Origin of the sequence: Methylobacter sp. (assembly GCF_030680395.1) — a bacterium.
GTDB lineage: Bacteria > Pseudomonadota > Gammaproteobacteria > Methylococcales > Methylomonadaceae > Methylobacter_A.
Window position 1 is genome coordinate 99,624 of record NZ_JAUXVR010000045.1, and the last position, 19,160, is coordinate 118,783.

Annotated in this window: 10 protein-coding genes; 1 reads left to right on the forward strand and 9 read right to left on the reverse strand. The window is 52.9% G+C overall.

From position 1 onward, the window contains the following. Positions 1–162: 162 nt before the first annotated feature. The 9 genes from Q8L79_RS19365 to Q8L79_RS19405 form a co-directional block, all read right to left on the reverse strand. Positions 163–2,286: a CHASE domain-containing protein gene (locus Q8L79_RS19365; RefSeq protein ID WP_305274335.1), complete on the reverse strand. Its 2,124-nt coding sequence runs from the start codon at positions 2,284–2,286 to the stop codon at positions 163–165. 79 nt (positions 2,287–2,365) lie between these two features. Beyond that, positions 2,366–5,857, reverse strand: a complete 3,492-nt coding sequence (locus tag Q8L79_RS19370; RefSeq protein WP_305274336.1) for a PAS domain S-box protein — start codon at positions 5,855–5,857, stop codon at positions 2,366–2,368. A gap of 96 nt (positions 5,858–5,953) precedes the next feature. Continuing rightward, positions 5,954–6,466 carry a disulfide bond formation protein B gene (locus Q8L79_RS19375; protein ID WP_370870056.1) on the reverse strand — a complete coding sequence of 171 codons (513 nt, stop codon included), beginning with the start codon at positions 6,464–6,466 and terminating at the stop codon, positions 5,954–5,956. Positions 6,467–6,783: 317 nt separating this feature from the next. After that, positions 6,784–7,194, reverse strand: coding sequence for a CBS domain-containing protein (locus Q8L79_RS19380; RefSeq protein ID WP_305274337.1), 411 nt, complete (start codon positions 7,192–7,194; stop codon positions 6,784–6,786). After that, entirely contained in the window at positions 7,191–7,541 is a 351-nt protein-coding gene (locus Q8L79_RS19385; protein ID WP_305274338.1) for a P-II family nitrogen regulator, read from the reverse strand. Before Q8L79_RS19385 ends, Q8L79_RS19380 begins: the two co-directional genes overlap by 4 nt. Positions 7,542–7,549: 8 nt before the next feature. Then, entirely contained in the window at positions 7,550–8,329 is a 780-nt protein-coding gene (locus Q8L79_RS19390; protein WP_305274347.1) for a DUF1538 domain-containing protein, read from the reverse strand. Continuing rightward, entirely contained in the window at positions 8,326–9,054 is a 729-nt protein-coding gene (locus tag Q8L79_RS19395) for a DUF1538 domain-containing protein (protein WP_305274339.1), read from the reverse strand. The genes Q8L79_RS19390 and Q8L79_RS19395 overlap by 4 nt, the downstream gene beginning before the upstream one ends. Positions 9,055–9,254: 200 nt before the next feature. Then, the gene (locus tag Q8L79_RS19400; protein WP_305274340.1) at positions 9,255–9,977 is read right to left on the reverse strand and encodes a response regulator transcription factor; all 723 of its coding nucleotides are present in this window, start codon (positions 9,975–9,977) and stop codon (positions 9,255–9,257) included. After that, positions 9,970–11,949: a sensor histidine kinase gene (locus Q8L79_RS19405; RefSeq protein WP_305274341.1), complete on the reverse strand. Its 1,980-nt coding sequence runs from the start codon at positions 11,947–11,949 to the stop codon at positions 9,970–9,972. Before Q8L79_RS19405 ends, Q8L79_RS19400 begins: the two co-directional genes overlap by 8 nt. A gap of 389 nt (positions 11,950–12,338) precedes the next feature. Here Q8L79_RS19405 and Q8L79_RS19410 point away from each other — a divergent pair. After that, the coding region (locus Q8L79_RS19410; protein WP_305274342.1) for an Ig-like domain-containing protein at positions 12,339–19,160 on the forward strand (6,822 nt) is incomplete at its 3' end.

Below are 19,160 nucleotides of genomic sequence, written 5' to 3' on the forward strand. Positions count from 1 at the left end.
CTCTTGTTTAAGTTGGGTTACGACTGTATAGACAGATATTTGCTCCTGCTCACAGCCCTTATACATCCATGTAGATAAGGGCTGTGAGCAGGAGCAAAAGCTTTCCCCTTGTCCATGTGGGTTATGCATGAGCAATTGCCGGGCAATAGCGTAACCCGACATTTATCCAGGCAAATCAAATAAAACGGTGGTGCCGCCGCCCGGTGTTTCCTGTAACGTTACCGAACCGCCGCAACTTTCAATAATGCGCCGGACAATAGCCAAGCCGATGCCGGTAGAATTTTGATCCTCATGCACCTGCAAACGCTCAAATACCCCAAAAACGCGCACCCGGTATTCTGCCGGAATGCCGATGCCATTATCCGCAACGCGATAAATCACCCGTCCCGCTTTCAACTCACCACTGATCAGTATATGTGGCGTAAGCTCAGGATGACGATAGCTCAGGGCATTGTCCAGCAAAATACTGAAAATATCTTTCAGGCGGGGACGGTCGATATAAACCGAAGGAATGCCATTGTAATCGACCAGCGCACCCGTTTCACGCATTAGCGATGCCTTCTGCTTCAGCAGGTTGGCAATAACCTCCGAAACGGCAATCTTCCCGATCGTGCTGCGTGGCTGGTCAGCAGCAAGATACAATTGGATATCGCGCACCAGGGCGCTTTGCCGTGCTGCGCCTTGTTCAATAAAATGCAACGAGGCTGTAGCGTCCTCGTTTAGCTGTTCTGTTGGCATGTGTGATTGCAAGCGTTGCACAAAACTCACCAGACGCCGCGCCGGTTCCTGCAAATGGTGCGCGGCAATGTGAGTAAACTGTTGCAGTTCAGCATGGGCGCGCGCCAACTTATCCTCAATTTGCTTCCGTTCAGTGATGTCCACGCATGAACCGATATAGCCGAGAAAGGTTTCATTATCGGTGTAGCGGGGAACGCCGACATCCATCAGCCAGCGATATTCACCGTCATGGCGACGCAAACGGTATTCCATCGAAAAGCTTGCACGCAGGTCGAATGCCGTCACATAGGTGTCCAGACAGTGCTGATAATCATCGGGATGTACGCAGTCTGCCCAACCGCTGCCCTGTTCCTGCTCCAGAGTACGGCCGGTAAATTCCAGCCAAACTTTATTGAAGTAGTAACACAGCTTATCGGTACCCGACTGCCAGATCAGCACCGGCGCCGAATCCGCCAACAGCCGGAAACGTTGTTCACTCGCGCGCAGCTGCGTGGTCAGTTCATGAGCCATTTTAATGGCGTTGATAGTCATATTAAGGTAGGAGCGCAACAGTAAAAACAGCAGGAGACTACTCAGAACTCCCGCCCCCAGAATGATCCACATTTTGCTGTAATCGATACCGCCCTGCATACCGGCAATCTGCTCGAACTGCAATGTCCACACCGTGCCGTTAAAATCGGTCACTATCTCGACAATAGACAAGGGAGCGGCTGTTCCGGCATAAGATGGCTCTGCGCTGTTGTAGAGCAGCTTTTCCGCTTGCGCGGTGCGCCCGTCATAAACGCGCAGATGCACATGAGCCGCTGTAGCGTCTTCAGAATCAGGCATCAGTTTATTGAGCAAATCACCCATCCGAAACGGGCTGTACACCCAGCCCAATAATGCGGCGCGACGCTGTTCAACGGTATCGACAGGCCGGTTTTTTTGATAAACAGGCGTATACATCAAAGTGCCCGCCTGCTTTTCTTTAGCCGCTTCCTGTACCAGAGTCACCTTGCCCGACAGGCTGGCTTTATTTTCATCCCGTGCCTGTTCCATGGCCGCACGACGCACAGGTTCGGAATACATGTCATAACCAAAGGCGCGTAAGTTAAGCCCACTAAACGGTTCCAGAAAAATGATAGCGGTATAAGCGTCACGTTTACCTTCGGGACGCACCGTATAGTCAGGAAAACCTTCAGTGCGCAGCTGTGTCTGGTGTGCGGTCAATTGCTCAGCCGGAATCCGGGCTGAAAAACCCAAGCCTTGAATGCCGTTAAAATGTTCGTCATTGAGCAAACGCTGCGCGAAACGATGCCATTCCTGACGCGTCACAGTTTCTGATGCATCAAACATCGCGGCGGCACTTAACAATGTCTGCTTATGCGCGTCGAGCCTTGCCACTATTTTTAACCGGGCTTCATCGCAATGGAATGTAAACTGACGGTACTCATCCCGTTCTGTGTCGAGTTTCACCGAATAGGCGGCAAACCCCGTGCCAAGCAGCCCCATTATTAACGCTAACCGGGGCAACATGGATCGCAGATAACGTTTGGCAAATAGTTTCATTATTGTTTCTTGCGCTTGTTTCCAAGCTCCCGATTTGCGTTAAAGGAAACGCTGTAGGGCATGATTGACGGCATTTCCATTATTCCAAGTTAGCATTATTTAAAACAGGCAATTCAAACCAGAACATACAACCTTGTCCCTCGCCCGCCGATTCTACGCCAATGGTTCCGTTGTGATGTTCGACAATTTTACGGCACAAGGCCAAGCCGACGCCGGTGCCGTCAAAGCGGCTGCGCGCCTGTAATCGTGAGAAAACTTTAAACAGCCGATCCATTTGGCTCGGCTCGATACCGATACCGTGATCTCGCACTTCTACCCGAAATAATTCGCCGCTGACCCGTCCATGAACATCAACCTGCGGCGGCTGATTTTCTTCGTGATATTTAAGCGCATTGCCGATCAGGTTTTGCAGCAGCCGTGTTAATTCATCACGGCTGGCGAACAATTCGGGCCAAGCCCCGGTCGCTTTGATTTCGCCGCCGCAAGCATTGAGTTCAGGCCCCAGAAAAGCCAGCGCCTCATCTAAAGAGGCCTTGCTGCAAATCCGGGTTTTGGCTTCATATTTACGGCCTACCCGCGAATAATCCAGCAGCGATAAAATCATCGCATCCATGCGCTTTGCGCCGTTAGCCGCAAAATCGATAAACTGTTGCGTTTCTTCATTCAGTTGCCCGGTCAATGCGCTTTCAATCAGCGACAAATAACTGGTCACCATGCGTAGCGGCTGGCGCATATCGTGGGATATCGCATAGGCGAATTGCTCCAGATCGGCATTGGAGCGTTTCAGCTCGGACTCAGCTCGTTTGTATTCGGTGATGTCTTCAACCATTGCCATGACATAATCAAGTTCTCCGCCGGTTTTACGCACACCACGCACCACCAGTTTGGCAGGGATAATTTTGCCGGTGCGACTGATAAAGCGCTTTTCCAAGGCATAACCATTAATCTCATGAGCCAGCAACTTTTCAAATTGCTCAGTATCGGAGGCTAAATCTTCGGGATGCGTCAACTCCGCCCAGGTCATTTCATGTAAATCTTGTTCTGAATATTCGAGCATTCTGCACAGACATTCATTAATACGAACCCAGCCTTTTTCAAGTGAGGTAACCGCTAAACCCACAAGATCCAATTCGTAAAATGCCCGTAACTGTTCCTCGCTATTACGTTTTGCCAGCTCTGCCTGTTTGCGTTCGGTAATGTCATACAACACCACCAAATGCTCATCCTTAAAAGACTCTGAAATGAGCGCAGCACTCCCTAATACCGTTTTTAGTGCGCCGTCCTTGCTGCAAATGTTAAGCTCCATCGGCTGAAATGGCTGGTGTTCACGCTCGGATTGTCCAAGTTCGGCTTGCCACGTCTCGACCACCCATTGCCGATAATCGAGATCGGGATAGGCTTTCGGCCACCAGTCTGCCAACGTCGGAATATCATCCATGCTGTACCCAAAAGTTTGCACAAACGCCGGATTCAGGAACGTGATATTCAACTGGTCATTATTCATCGCCATTGGCACCGGAGAAGCCTCAATAATCGAACGGAACTTTACCTCGCTGGCTTTTAGCTCATCTTCCATGAGTTTGCGCTCGGTAATGTCTTGATGACTGACCACGACCCCGCGACGCGAACCCTGCAATGGCGAGACATTCATGTGAAACCACCGCTGCTGAGTGGGCGAGTGGCACGGATACTCCAGATGAAATGTTTCCTGATAGCCGGCCAGCACCGCTGCAATGCCGTCTTGCGCAGCATTTGCCTCATCGCCATAAGGTAGATCAAATGGATTTTCACAGGCGTCCAGATAATTAAATCCCAGAAAATTCTGGCTGGATTCCGATAAATGATTTTCTTTGGCAAACTGCCGCCATGCGTTGTTGACGGCAACAATAACCCCCTGCGCATCCAGCACTGCAATTTGCGAAGCCAGCGAGTTCAGTATGCTGATGTTAAAGGCGTCGCTGTCGCGCAGTTTTTCCTCCATCTGCTTGCGTTCGCTAATATCGGTATGCGTTCCAATCACCCGTAAAGGATTGCCTTCAGCATCGCGACTGACCACTATGCCGCGGTCGAGTATCCATTTCCAGCTGCCATCCTTGCAACTGACCCGATGTTCGCTGGTATAAACAGGAGTTTCGTCGTCGAAATGCGCCTGTACTACGGCAAGTGTGTCCGTTTTGTCATCAGGGTGAATACGTTTCTTCCATTCATCCAGACCGTTGCCGATCTCATCTTTAGTAAAACCCAGCATTTCTTTCCAGCGTCTGGAGAAAAATACTGTGCCTTCGGCTACATTCCAATCCCAAAGACCATCACCTGAGCCTTCGACAGCAAATTTCCAGCGAAATTCGCTTTCACGTAGCGCATTCTCCATCTGTTTGCGTTCGCTGATGTCGGTTGAGATGCCGCACAAGCCGTAAATGCTGCCGTCTTCGCGGCGTAGCGGCTGCTTAACGGAAAGATAGGTGTTGGCAACGGTGTTGATCTTGTCGATATTAATCTCCTCGGTCGCTATGCGCTGTCCCAGTTCGATGATATGACGATCATTTTCACGTAGTGTTGCTGCGGTACTCTCGTTAAAAAAATCACTATCCGTTTTACCGATGATGTCTTCCAATTCCTGACCGAACAGTTGCCGCACCGGCTTGTTGGCGTACTGATATTGATAATTGCAATCCTTGATGTAGATATAGGCTTCGACGCTATCCAGTATGGTATTCAGTCTGTTTTCGCTGTCCCGAAGCTTTGCCTCCATCTGTTTGCGCTCGGTAATATCGCGAATATAGGCGTTAAAAAAATAGCCGTCCTCGTGCCCCAGAGCATCGACAGCCAGTTCGACCGGAACTTCCGAAGCATCGGCGCGCAAACCGATAATCTCCAAACGTGCGCCGATAATAATATTTGATGTGCCCGTGACCATAAATCGTGATAAACCTTGCCGATGTCTTTCCCGATAAGCCGGCGGAATGATTAAATCGGCCAATTCGCATCCTATTGCCTGTTCGCTGGAGTAACCGAAGATATGTTCGGCTTGGGCATTCCAGCCTATTACCTTGCCGTTATGATCCATGCTGATAATCCCATCCAGCGCTGAGCCCAGCAATAACTGGGTACGTGCGCTATTTTTCTGTAACTCAGCAATGGCAACACGCAACGCTTCCTCTGCTGTTTTTCTTTGTTGTATCTCGGCTTGCAGTTGTGCGGTACTGGGCAAAGACAGGACGCGAAGAACAACCCATAGCGTCAACGCGGCAGCGGCGACCGAAAGGATAGCCGTAAAACCCTTAAGCAAGCCGTCCAACCAATATAAAGGGATCCAGACCGTGATAGCCGACAGTAAATGCGTAGTACCGCAGGCGACAATAAATCCGGCAAACAGGGCAACCAGTCGCGGATAGGGGAAATCTTTACGCTGCCGGATAAAGTAGAGCAAAATCGGCGGAATGGCATAGTAGGATAACGTGATCAGCAGATCTGAAACGACGTGCAGCCACAGTAATATCGGGCTCCATGACAGGCAATAGCCATGCGGAATAAGGTCTTTAATATCGAAAAGGTCAATCAGTGCTTGCATGTGTCAGGAGTAGGATGAGAGGTGGATTGTTAGCATGACTTAAAACTGCCAACGTCCTGTTTACTGCTATAAAATACGATATGTTGAGTTAATATCTTACCGCTCAGCCTGTTTATAATTCCAGATTTGCAGCAAACTTAAAGTTGCCAGCATTAAAAAGGCCAGCAATGTCCATGCAGGCATACTGAAACCCAGCAGTGTCCAATCCACCTTGGCGCAATCCCCGGTACCGCTGAGCATTAACTTGACCGTTTCTAACAATGGGAAGTTTTGCAACACATATTCCAGGCCGGGGCCGCATTCCGGCACCTTATCGGCAGGCAAATGCTGTATCCAGACATGCCGGGTTGAAATCGCCGCGCCGCACAAAGCCGTTACCGCGCCTGCGATGGCATAGGCCGTCACACCGGTCTGTCCGGGATTGTGGATAGCGGCGCTTAAAAAAACCAGACCGGTCAGCAAAATTGCAATGCGTTGGGAAATGCACAAGGGGCAAGGATCCAAGCCTTGAACAAATTGAAAATAAGCGCCCATCGACAACAAAAAAACACAACCGAGAAAGCCCAGAAAAAACCAGATTCTCGAATTAAATCTTACCAATTCCAACATGACCAACCGCCTTTTAAAAAGTTTATTTCTAGTTTTTCTCGTTCCCACGCCTACGTCACTGCCATTAAGTTAATGGGTGGACAGTCCCTTCTCCCTCTGGGAGAAGGTTAGGATGTAGGCGGGAATAAGCCCGCCCGGCGACGCGTTTCCGGCAATCGGAGTGCCGGAAACGCCAGTTCTTGCTATCGCTCGAACCGGCTTATTCCGGCCTACGTCGAGATGTGTATAACGACGAGCGCCTACGTGGGAACAAGGAAGGACGGAGGATAAAATTTGATGATCGAGTAGCCCTTCACCCTTCACCCTTCGCCTTTAGTTTATTTACAAGCCCTGTACATTCCATCCAGAACTAATGAATTCGGGCTGACCATACCTATAATCTTGCCATTTTCAATGACCGGCGCCCTGACCAGATTATAGTTGGCGAATAAGCGCGAGCAATAGCGGATGTCCATATCGGGATGCACCGAAATTACCGGTTTACTCATGACCTCATAAACATTGACCCGATCCGGTGCACGGTCTTTCGCCAATACATGGCGCGCGATGTCGCCGGAATTAATCATGCCGTATTCGTCGTCTTGATGACGTTTATTAACGATAAGCACTGAGGTTTTAAGCGCTTTCATCTTTTTCAGGGCATCTTCTACGGTAGCAATGCCGTCGATGGTGCCGAAATCGGCTTTCATCACATCTCTGACACGAATTACAATGCGTGGCGCAATCATATTTTGTCCTCAAGTTCGTGGGTTAATTGTTCAACCTGATGCATAACGCCGACGGCGTCTTCAACATCAATCTGAATGGCAATACCGGTACCGGGCTTGCTGTCGAATTGCGCGACCTTGGCAATGGCTTCCAGAATGTGGCGGCTAAGGTGTTCTTCGACCAGCAACATCAGCACATCGCGTTGAGTTTCCAGCGTCAGCCCGAAAAAAGTTTTCGATTGCTTCATGCCTTCGCCGCGCGCATTACTGACCACGGTTGCGCCCTTAGCACCGTTTTTACGCGCAGTCTCAAGCACCTGGTCGGTCTTGTCGTCTTCGACAAATGCGATAATTAATTTGAAATGCATGGTGTTCCTCAAGGTTTGGATGAAAGACTGCCTTTGCTAAGCCATTGTGCGATTTGCGCGTAGCCCAGGACAGCGATGATGGGAAATAGACTGGCAAAGGCGATCAAACCGAAGCCATCCAATAACGGGTTGCGACCGGGGACGGTAGAGGCCAATCCCAGGCCCAACGCAGTAACCAACGGCACAGTGACCGTTGAAGTCGTTACCCCACCCGAATCATAAGCCAAACCAATGATCTGTTTGGGGGCAAACAGGGTTTGAATCAGCACGACGATATACCCTGTGACGATAAAATAATAAAGCTCCGTTCCGGTCACAATCCGGTAAGCGCCCAGCGCAATGCCGAAAGCGACGCCGATGGAAACCGCGATGCGCAGTCCCAGCGCATGAATAGTACCTCCGGAAATCTGCTGGGCTTTCATTGCAACCGCCAGTAAAGACGGTTCGGCCAATGTGGTCGCAAAACCGATGCTGGCGGCAAACACATACACCCAACAATAGGCTCGCCAACTTACGTTTTGTGCGGCGGGATCAATACCCAGAAACTCCGGCGTAGTCAACTGGGCCGCCATCAGCTTCCCCAACGGGAACAGCGCCATTTCCAGGCCTTTCAGAAAAAATGCAATGCCGAGCAAAACGTAGATAAACCCGATCAGCATTTTTTTCGGATGCGCCAGGGGTTTGCGGATAACCAGCAACTGAAAGCCGATGATAATCGCAGCAATCGGCAAAATATCCCGGCAGGTAGCCAGCAGAACCAAACCAAATTGGCTGATCCAATCCATTATCTCAGCACCCCGTAGACCATGACGAAAACTATCGGCGTTAATGACGCAAAGGCAATCAGCCCGAAACCGTCAGTCATCGGATTACGCCCTTTAATGGCTGTCGCCAGACCGACGCCCAACGCAGTCACCAGCGGAACGGTAATCGTCGACGTGGTGACGCCGCCGGAATCGTAGGCGATGCCGATGATTTCAGGCGGTGCAAACGGCGTTATGGCAATCACTCCGCAATAGCCGCCGATAATCAGGTAGTACAAAGGCCAACCCCGGATAATCCGCAACACGCCGACCAAAATAGCAAAACCGACCGACAGCGCGACAGTGATGCGTAAACCCAACGCATAACTGTCTTTAGCGTCATCGCTGGGTTCGATAATACCGGCCTTACCGGCAATGTTCGCCGCTTCCTGGGCAACGGCAATCAGCGCGGGTTCCGCCACCGTAGTGCCAAAGCCCAGACAAAAGGCAAAGGTCAGCAGCCAGAACAAACTGCCTTTGCGAGCAAACGCATAAGCCATCGCCTCGCCAATCGGAAACAGGCTTTGTTCCAACCCCTGAACAAACAGGGTAAGACCGAGCACAACGAAAAGAGTGCCTGCGATTAGACCGCCGACATCGGGAATAGGCTGTCGGATAATAAAAACCTGGAATACCAGAACAACCGCGAGGATAGGCGCCAAGTCTAAAAAGCTACTGAACAGTTGTTTAATAAAAGGGTTGTTAAACATTCAATCTCTTTGTCTGGTTTTTTAAGGGTTTTGCCGCAAATCCGGCATCGCAACAATTAAGCAATCCGGCTAAAGTTTTCAGGCGCCTTGGAGTGCAAGCTCCGCTTGCAAAGCAGGCGTAGCCTGCACTCCGGCGACAGGAAAAACTGGAAACTTATACTCAGGCACTTATTTAATCATATTTTTCGGTAATCCAATCCTTACTGTATCCGGCATTCCGCAGTAAAGACAAAACCGATGCCCTGCTCAGTCTTGATCGGTACTTTTATACGGGTCACAGCCGCAATTTTCTGGCGCAATCGGGTCACCACCATATCGATACGATGGAAATCAAAGCCATCCAGATTCCCGCCAGTCAAGGCCAACGCCAGTTCACCCCGGCTCGCCGCCTGCCGTTCGCTCTTTAGCAGGCAGTCCATAAACGTAAACTCGCGGGTAGTTAAAGTGATTTGTGCGCCATCCGGAGTTTGCAGCATCCAATCGGCGCGAAACAAGACCCAGCTTGCCGCGTTGGCGCTGCTCGCTGTTACGGCAAGCTGTTGCCGAACGCGAGTAGCGGACTGGATATTGGCAACCAGTTCACGCATATCGACCGGTTTTACCAGATAGCGGCTCGCGCCTTGATTCAAGCCTTCCACACGGTCATCCACCGAACCGCGCCCGCTCAAAATAATAATTTCGATACCGCCAAATTTGCGCAAATGACGAGCCACTTGCAATCCGCTTTCCCCCGGCAGTCCGACATCCAGAATAACCACCTCCACGGGCGCCGCCAGCAGTTGCTTATAAAAGCCCTCCGCACTATCCGCGCCCCACACAGCATAACCGCTGGAAGCAAGATAGCCCATCATTGAAAGGCGTAAATCATCCTCATCCTCGACAATGGCGATTCGCGGCATTGTTATATTAACTTCATCACTCATATATCCACCGTCGTTGCGGCAATCTAAGAACAGCCGTGGTCCCTTTCCCCGGCCGGCTTTCCAGCTTAATGGAGCCGCCATGCAGCCGGGCAATTCGCCTGACCAGATACAACCCCAGCCCGGCGCCAACCACGCGGCCTACCTGAGTGCTGCGGAAAAATTTATTAAACACCAAATCCAGTTCATCCGTGGCAATCCCTATACCTTGATCGGACACGGCTAACCGTAAATCATTATCTTCGCCGATGTACGCCGACAGTACGATAGTGCTGCCCGCAGGTGAATATTTGAGCGCATTTTCAAACAGGTTATCCAGCAGCACCGACAGCAGTTGCGCGTCCGCGCATAGCCAGCGCTGTTTGATCACTTCGGGGGCCAATGAAAGATAGACTTGGTGAGTCGCAATCCGGGCATAATGATCGCACAGGGTTTGCAATCGTGCCGGTAAATCGACACGCGTCTCGGATAAAACCCATTGCCGGGTATTTAGCCGATCAAAAGTAAGATAATTATCGAAAAATTGCGCCAACCGATGAGCGCCGCGCAGAATACGCCCCAGAATATCTATGGATTCCTCATCTTTGGCGCGCAGCTCAAGTAATTGTGCCGCTGTCTTGATATTCGCAAGAGGCGTGCGCACCTCATGCGACACCATAGCCAGAAATTGGCGCTGCTCTTCCAGAGTGTGTTCCGCCAAGGTTTTGGCCTGCTGCAGTTCAATTGTGCGCTCCATAACCAAACCCTCAAGCACTTCCCGCTGCCGCTGTTCCATGAGTTCATGCGCGCGCCGCGCCCGGTTCAGCTGATCCGCCAGACCGTAGAGTATGAATACTGTGCTCAGCAGCAGCGCAAAGGGCACTCCGTAAAGACCTGGCCATCGAGGAAGCGGCGGCAACCAATTGATCGAAGCAAAATAATACATCGAGGTCACCTGCCAAGGCAGCGTATATATAGCATAGCCATAACCGCGGAGCGGCACCCCCTGCCGCGAAGCATAATAGCCCAGCACCGGGCTGCCGATAGCTATCGCAAGCCCGGCCAACTTCATCAGCAACACCAAAATTCTATAATAAGGGGTAAGTACCATCAATGCCGCCAGCAACAAAAACCAAGCGGTCAGCAGCACGACGAGACGATCCAGACGCGGCAGATAACGCGGCGTTTTCAGCAATATGCGGTGCAAAACCAACAGTAGAGCTGCACTGAGCGTCTCGAAAAAGCCGATCGAATGCAGTGCCCATTCCGGAGAATCCGGCCACAGCTCACGATAGGCCAAACCGCTGAAGCTCCAGAAAAACAGCGTATAGCATTGTGCCAACAGGCCAAATACAAGAAAGGCCGACTCGTGTGCGAACAAAGCCAATAGCAGCCCGAGCACTAACATCAGCAGCGTCATTCCGGAAATAAAATAGGTTACTTGCTGATCTTTTTGTTCCATCAGCATAAACTGTTCAGCTTTCCACAAGCCGGGCTTGATCATTATCGTCGTTTCACTGGTCACCCGTGCCAGCACCTCCCGCGTCGAATGCGGCGGCAAATCAAGCTCAAAGGTTTGGCTCAAGGTTGGAATTGCGCGTTTTGAAAACGGTTCCGCCATGCCGCCTCGGGTTTCCTGCCACCGTCCGTCTTTGGGCTCAAACAGGTCGACATGACGCAACCTCGCCGGCCCTATCGCCAGCCAGCGTGTAACAGTTTGATCTCCGGGATTTTCCAAGCGAATGCGCAGCCAAAACGCCGAGTCGGTAGACCCCAAGTTGACCGGCAACTCCGCATTGATAGGGTGAAACGGCAATTGCCCGGCTAAAACCTCATCAAGCCCCGCTCTGGCCGATACATCCTCGGCCAGCATCACCTGCTGCAACCGCGCCGAATCATCGCAAGCCGCAGCCGGCGCATAACTGAGGCCGGACAAAAGCCAGCAGCCGACCAGTAAGGCCTGTATCCAAAATGGATAGCTCCGCTGCTTTTTCATTTGCTCATATCTTTAGTCATCTTCATTGTTTTATCCGTCCCGTTAAGTCGAACAATTAGCCCATGTTGGCCGCATCCCGCCAACATGAAGATATACTCTAAATTAGCTGCCAAATCGGGTTCCGGCTCGGCTAAAGCCGCTTTTGCTTTGTCAAATTCCGACCTTTACGTAGACATACCTTACTTCAACCAATTATAACCCGCGCCCTCTGCTGAAATTCAAATTGGTCATGCGTGGTAACAAATTGTGACATTTTGTTAGTTTTTGTGAGCTTTCGGTATGCCTCGTTATTTGACATTTCCTATAAGTATTATGGAAAATGCGTAATTATATACGTACAACTACGTATATAATTATCGCTGATTCTCTTAACCTTAAGGGTCAATAACATGAAACACAGCCCGCGCTCCTGGTCAAAAGCACGCCAAAAATCGTCACGTTCCTTGCGCTTAGTCTTGGAACCACGCATGGTATTCGATGGTTCAGTCGCTAACGTCATTGACGCCCAGGCTGCCGCCGACCCCGCGCCTGATGCGAGTTCCGACGCATCGCTTCCGATTGAAGCGCAAGCCGCCGAATCACAGACCCTGCCGGAGACCTCGCCGGCCTTTTCATTGGCTGACGCCCAGACCGAGGCTTTACGGCTCATATCCGAATTCCTGCAACAGCCTGATGCACAGAATCAGCTTTTCACCTTGTTCGGCGGCCAACAAGACGTCGCTTCCCAGGAATGGCTCGATACCGCCCAATCCCTGTCCCAGGATATTGTGGATGGGCGCTACACGGTTCGCGTTGAAACAATCGGCAATGCGCAGATCGGCGGCATATTCGCAGCCTATAGCGGGCAAGGCCCGAGCGGCGAAGCTACGATCTTCATCAACCGGGATTGGCTGGATAGAAGCCCAAGCCGGGAAACTGTCAGCCGCGTCCTGATTGAAGAGCTTGGTCACAGCCTGGACCATGCGCTGAACGGAAGCCGCGATACTGCCGGCGACGAGGGCGAAGCTTTTGCCGCGTCGGTGCTGCATTCCGATCTGAGCGATGCCGACCGGGCCCGGATCGCCGCCGAAGACGATCGCTCGACTGTCTACCTGGATGGGCAAATCTATGAAGTTGAAGACGCCGCGCTCACCTTTTCAGCCGTCTATAAAGGCACGCCAAGCTCGTGGAGCCAAGAGGCCCAGCAAATCCAGAACGTAGCCACCGTTAGCGGCAGCAATTTCAAGTTTACCTCCCTCGACCCGAACGCTCCGTATTTTTCCGGTAATAACGTTTCAGGAACATTGACTTATACCGACAACTTGGGGGCAAGCCAATCCGTTGACGGGGTGGTCAGCCGTTTGTTCAAGACCGGCAACACTGTCGAAGGCTTGTTCTTCTATGCCTGGGGCAATACGACAACGATTGGCGACGGCGCTACCGATGCCGCTGAAACTTCATACATACTCTGTATCGATCCGAGCAAATTCACCGACGGACATTCTTATTACAGCACCAGTAGCGACCCGGTCGATACCAAGATGAACGCCCTCATCGTTCCGAACAGCGCGCCGGTGGCAAACAACGATATTGCGACAGTAAGCGAAGATAGTTCAATCACCGGCAATGTGCTAACCAATGACTCGGATGTAAACCTCGATAGCTTGGCCGTCAGCGCATTTACGATCGCCGGATCGGCAGGCCCTTTCGTTACAGGGACTCCTTACGCTATTTCCGGCGTTGGCAGCCTGACCCTGAACAGCAACGGCAGTTATACCTTCACCCCTGCCGCCAACTATGCCGGCCCGGTTCCTTTGATAACCTATACCGTCTCCGACGGCAGCGCAACGAGCACCGCCACGCTGTCCATCAGTATCACGCCGGTCAACGATGCGCCGACCGGCACGGACGATTCGGTAACTACAACTAAAGATACTCCGGTTATTCTGGGCATCTCCGATTTCGGCAGCTACAGTGATGTAGAAAGCTCACCGCTGGCTAAAATTCAAATCACAACCTTAGAAACCAAAGGAGCGCTACAATACTACAACGGCTCGAGCTGGGTAGATGTGCCTTTGAACCAGGAAATCACCGCCGCCGATATCAACGCCGGCAAGCTTCGTTATACGCCGGCTTCGGGCGAAAGCGGCGCTTCTTATACCACTATCGGCTTCAAGGTCAGCGATGGCAGCGCATACAGCGCCGGCGCCTACACCCTGACAGTCAACGTCAATGCAGGCAACGCAGCGCCGGTCGCCAATGCCGATACCGCGCCGGATGCCGTGGAAGCCGGCTATAACATCACCGGCACCAATCCCGCTGGCAATGTGCTGAGCAATGACAGCGACGCCGATACCGCCATCACGGCAGGAACCACCCATAAAGTTACCTTGGCGGGCAATGCCGGCGCCAACACCTCCGGAGCAGTCGCCAGCGGCACAACCTCGAGCTCCTCGCCTGCCGGCATCGCCGGACTGTACGGTACGCTGAAAATCGGCGCCGACGGCAGTTATATCTACGAAGTCGACAACAACAACGCGACGGTTCAGGCGCTACGCACCACGGCAAACACGCTGACCGAAACGTTCACCTACACGATGGCCGACGCTTCCGGCGCAACCGCAAGCAGTACGCTGACCGTGGTCATCAAAGGTTCGAACGATGCCCCGGTCGCTGTGAACGATTACGATACGCTTCAGGAAACAGCGCTGAGCGGAGGCAATTACGGCTCCACCTCCGGCAATGTATTGCCGAACGATACCGACGTGGACGCCGGCGATAGCAAAACGGTCAGCGGTTCTTACGCAATAGCTACCGGATCATCGAACGGTAGTGTGACTGTTACCTTCACAGGAAACGGCCTTGCATCCGTTAGCACTGGCGATTATGTCTATATAGATGGGGCCACGCCTCAAATACTAACTGTCAATGGTATAGCTATAACGGCTACAAAGACTGCTAGCGGTATCACTCTATCCAATCAAAGCGCTTTAACACAAAACGATCAAGGTGTAACACTGGTCTCAGGAAGTATATTGGGCTTCAGCGGCAATAATCCACCTTCCGGAGGCTATAAAACAGCAACAATCAATAGTACGGAAGCACCGTCATCAACAACCATCGGCGTCAGCAACATCACAAACACCATCAGCATCGGCATGTCCGTCACCAACGGCACCGATACCAGAACAGTGACCGGCGTAACTTACGACGGCAGCGGCAATATTACCCAGATCACCGTCAATACCGCGGTTGCCTGGAGCGCCGCCAACCTGACCTTCAGCGCGCCGGCTTCAACAACCCTGACCGGGCGTTACGGCACGCTGACGTTGAGTTCCACCGGTTCGTACACTTACAACTTGACCAGCAACGCACTGAATGACGGCCAATCCTTCACCGAGCAGTTCAGTTACCGGCTGAGCGATACCGGAGGCGCTACAGACGACGCTGTCCTTTATATTACGGTCAGCGGTACGACCACCACGACATTGGCGGATGACAGCGTTACCGTCGCCGAAGATAGCGGCACCTACATCATCGGGGCGTCCAATCTTCTGACCAACGATACCAATGCAACATCCATCACCGGCTTTTCCTGGAATGGGCAAACGGCAACGGCCGGCAACAGCATCACTGTCTCCGGTATTGGCGTATTAACAGTTAACTCGAACGGGACATTCAGTTTTAATCCTGAGGACAACTATACAGGCACAGTCCCTTCAGTCACCTATACAGCCACCGACGGCACTTATGCGGCATCGGCCACGCTATCCATTAGCATCACTCCTGCCAACGACGCCCCAACAGCAACTGACGACACGGTCACTACGCTGGAAGATACGACCGTTATTCTTGCATTGTCGGATTTCGGCGCCTACAGCGACATTGAAAATACGGCGCTGGCGACGATCAAAATCACCACGCTGGAAACCAGCGGATCACTTGAATATAACAACGGCACCAGCTGGGTTCCGGTCACGCAGGACCAGGAAATCTCCGTTGCCGACATCAGCGCCGGCAAGCTTCGCTTTGTTCCGGCTGCCGATGCTAACGGCAGCCCTTACACCACCGTGGGCTTCAAGGTCAGCGACGGCACGGACTACAGTACCGGCGCCTACACGCTGACCCTCAATGTTACGCCAGTCAACGATGCGCCGATTAACACCGTACCTGGAGCACAAACGCTCTCCGATTACCAAACCCTGACATTCACCAGCGGCCTGTCCGTCGCGGATATTGATGACGCCAGCCTGACAGTCAATCTTTCGGTTGCCAACGGTACTCTGAGTACCACGCTCGACAACCAGAATGGCACGGGCGGGAAAAGCGGCGGCGGTACGGCAGGCAGTCCGCTTGTTTTGACCGGCACCAAGGCCGAAATCAACGCCATGCTTGCGTCGCTGGTGTACACGCCGGACGGTGGTTTTTCCGGCGCCGACACACTGCGCATGGTAACAACCGATGCCGGCGGACTAAGCGATACCGATTACGTAGCGATCACGGTCAATGCAGACAACCGGGCGCTGACAGTGTCCAGCCCAACCGTCAACGAAGCCTCGCCTTACGCGGTTTTCAGCGTGAGCGGCGCCACCGGGCAAAAAGTGTTTTTAGCGCTTGATATAACAGGCACCGGCACTGGCTATGCGGTCAGCGGCAGCGACTTCTTGCCAAGCCTGGAATATTTCAACGGCACAAGCTGGACGGCTTACACCGGCGCGCCGGTCGCCATTCCTGTCGGCGGCACGGTATTGCTGGTACGCACCCCGATCCTGCAAGATACCGTGAACGAAGGTTCCGAAACGTTTAAATTAACCGCCGCCAATACCGCCGGAGTTGCCAATGCGACCGGCGGAATCGCTACAATTCGCGATGATGGCCAAGGGGATATCTATCCCGACAATACCACAGGCGCTACCGACAATGGCGCCACCAAGGATGACGACCGGCCTCTAGCCGTCAACAACATCACCGTCAATGAAGCTTCGGCTTATGCGGTGTTTGAGGTGACCGGTGTAGCGGGGCAAAAGGTTGCATCCCTGGCCTTGGTTGATGGCACGGCTCAGGGCGGTTCCGATTATGGAACCTCATTCGAATATTTCAATAGTGGTACTGGTACCTGGACAGCCTATTCGCCCTCGATCACACTGGACGGCACCGGCAAACTCTTGGTGCGCACCACCATTAACAATGACACAGTAACACCGGTTTACGAGGGCGCCGAAACATTCGGCCTGGTGGCAACTAATGTCGGTGGCCGCAGCTTCTCTGGAACAGCGGTTATTCTCGATGATGGAACAGGTGATATTTATCCAAATAACACGACCGGCACCAAAGATCCCAGCCCAACAGGCCTGGACTACGACTCAGCGGTATCGGTTACCGCATTCGGCCCGGTCAATGAAGGCTCGACCTTCGCGATGTTCACAGTGACCGGAACGGCCGGCGTGCCGCTGGAGCTGTCGTTGAATAACCGCAGCACAGCATTGGAGCTCGATAGCACTCAGAGCAATTACGCAAAAATCGAATATTCGGATGACGGTTCAAACTGGACGGTTTATACATGGGATGGTACAGAGGGTAACAAACCGACAGCTCCCGGCAGCCCGGGTAACGGCACGTTCTATGTCCGCGTCACCATTGCCAGCGAGACCGACACAATCCATGAAGGAGCTGAAACTTTTGACTTAATCGCTACCACGATCGCGACAGGTACAACCTTAACCCAATCCGCATACGCGACAAGCACCATCATAGACAACGGCACCGGAAGCAAATACGACGGCACCATTACCTCAGGTACGCCTACCAGCAACAACAGTAGCTTGGACAACGATACCCCGACGCTCACGGTTTCCAGCCCGACAGTATCTGAAGGCGACGGCTACGCGGTCTTTACTGTCAGCATCGATCATGCCTCAACCACAAATATCAGCTTCACGCCCAGCCTTAGTAATGTTACGGCCACACTTGCTACCGACACGGCCGCAGCCAATACATTGGAAGTCTCCACCAACGGCGGCACCTCATGGAGCACTGTTAGCGGCGCGGTAACCATTGCCGCAGGCCAGACCTCGGTGCAACTACGCTTAGCGATCACAGACGACACGGCTATAGAGAGTTCGGAGACTTTTACTCTGTCTACAGGAACGGTCACCGGCACTCTTACCAGCAGCACGGCAGTTATCGGCACCGCCACTATTACAGATAATGATTCACCCTCGAATCATACTCCTGTAGCGCAGAACGACACCGGCAGCACCGCCGAAGACACCACCTTGACGGTCAGCGCCGCCAATGGCCTGATCACCAGTACTTTGGTATCCGGCGGCATCGACAGCGATGCCGACGTCGGCGATAGCTTGAGCATCACCCAATTCACCGTGGCCGGAGACGCCACCGTTTATACCGCCGGGCAAACCGCCACCATTGCCGGTAAAGGCAGCCTGACCATCAACAGCAACGGCAGCTATGTGTTCACCCCGGCGGCTAATTACAACGGCAGCGTTCCGGTCGCCACTTACACGCTCAGCGACGGCACCGCCACCACCACGGCGACTTTGACACTGACGGTCACCGCCGTCAACGATGTGCCGTTAGCCAAGAATAACAACTACACCGCGACCGAAGACACCTTGCTGACCGGCAAGAACATCATCACCGATAATGACGCCACGGCAGGCGCCGACAGCGATGTCGAGACCGCCACCGCGTCCCTGACCATCGCCAAAGTCGGCGGCACCGCCTGGGCCAGCCTGACCGGCGGCACCGACGCCGATCACTTGGCGGTCGACGGCTGGAAGCAAGTCAGCCTGACCAACGGCACCCTGTTCATCAAGCAGGACGGCAGCACCGAGTACAATCCTGCGCTGAACAGCACCACCGGCGACAGCTTCACTTACACGGTAAGCGACGGCACCGGCGAGTCTGCCAGCGCCGCTACGGTGACGTTGAACGTGACGGCGGTCAACGATGCACCGACCAGCAGCGACGACAGCGTCACCACTAACGAAGACACCGCCAAACTGCTGGCCCTGACCGATTTCGGCAGTTACAGCGACACCGAAAACACCGCCATTGCGTCGGTCAAAATCACCACGCTGGAAAGCGACGGCAGCCTGGAATATTACAACGGCACCGACTGGATTGCGGTGACCCTGAACCAGGAAATCAGCGCCGCCGACATCGCCGCCAATAAACTGCGCTTCGTGCCGGATGCCAACGAGAACGGCAGC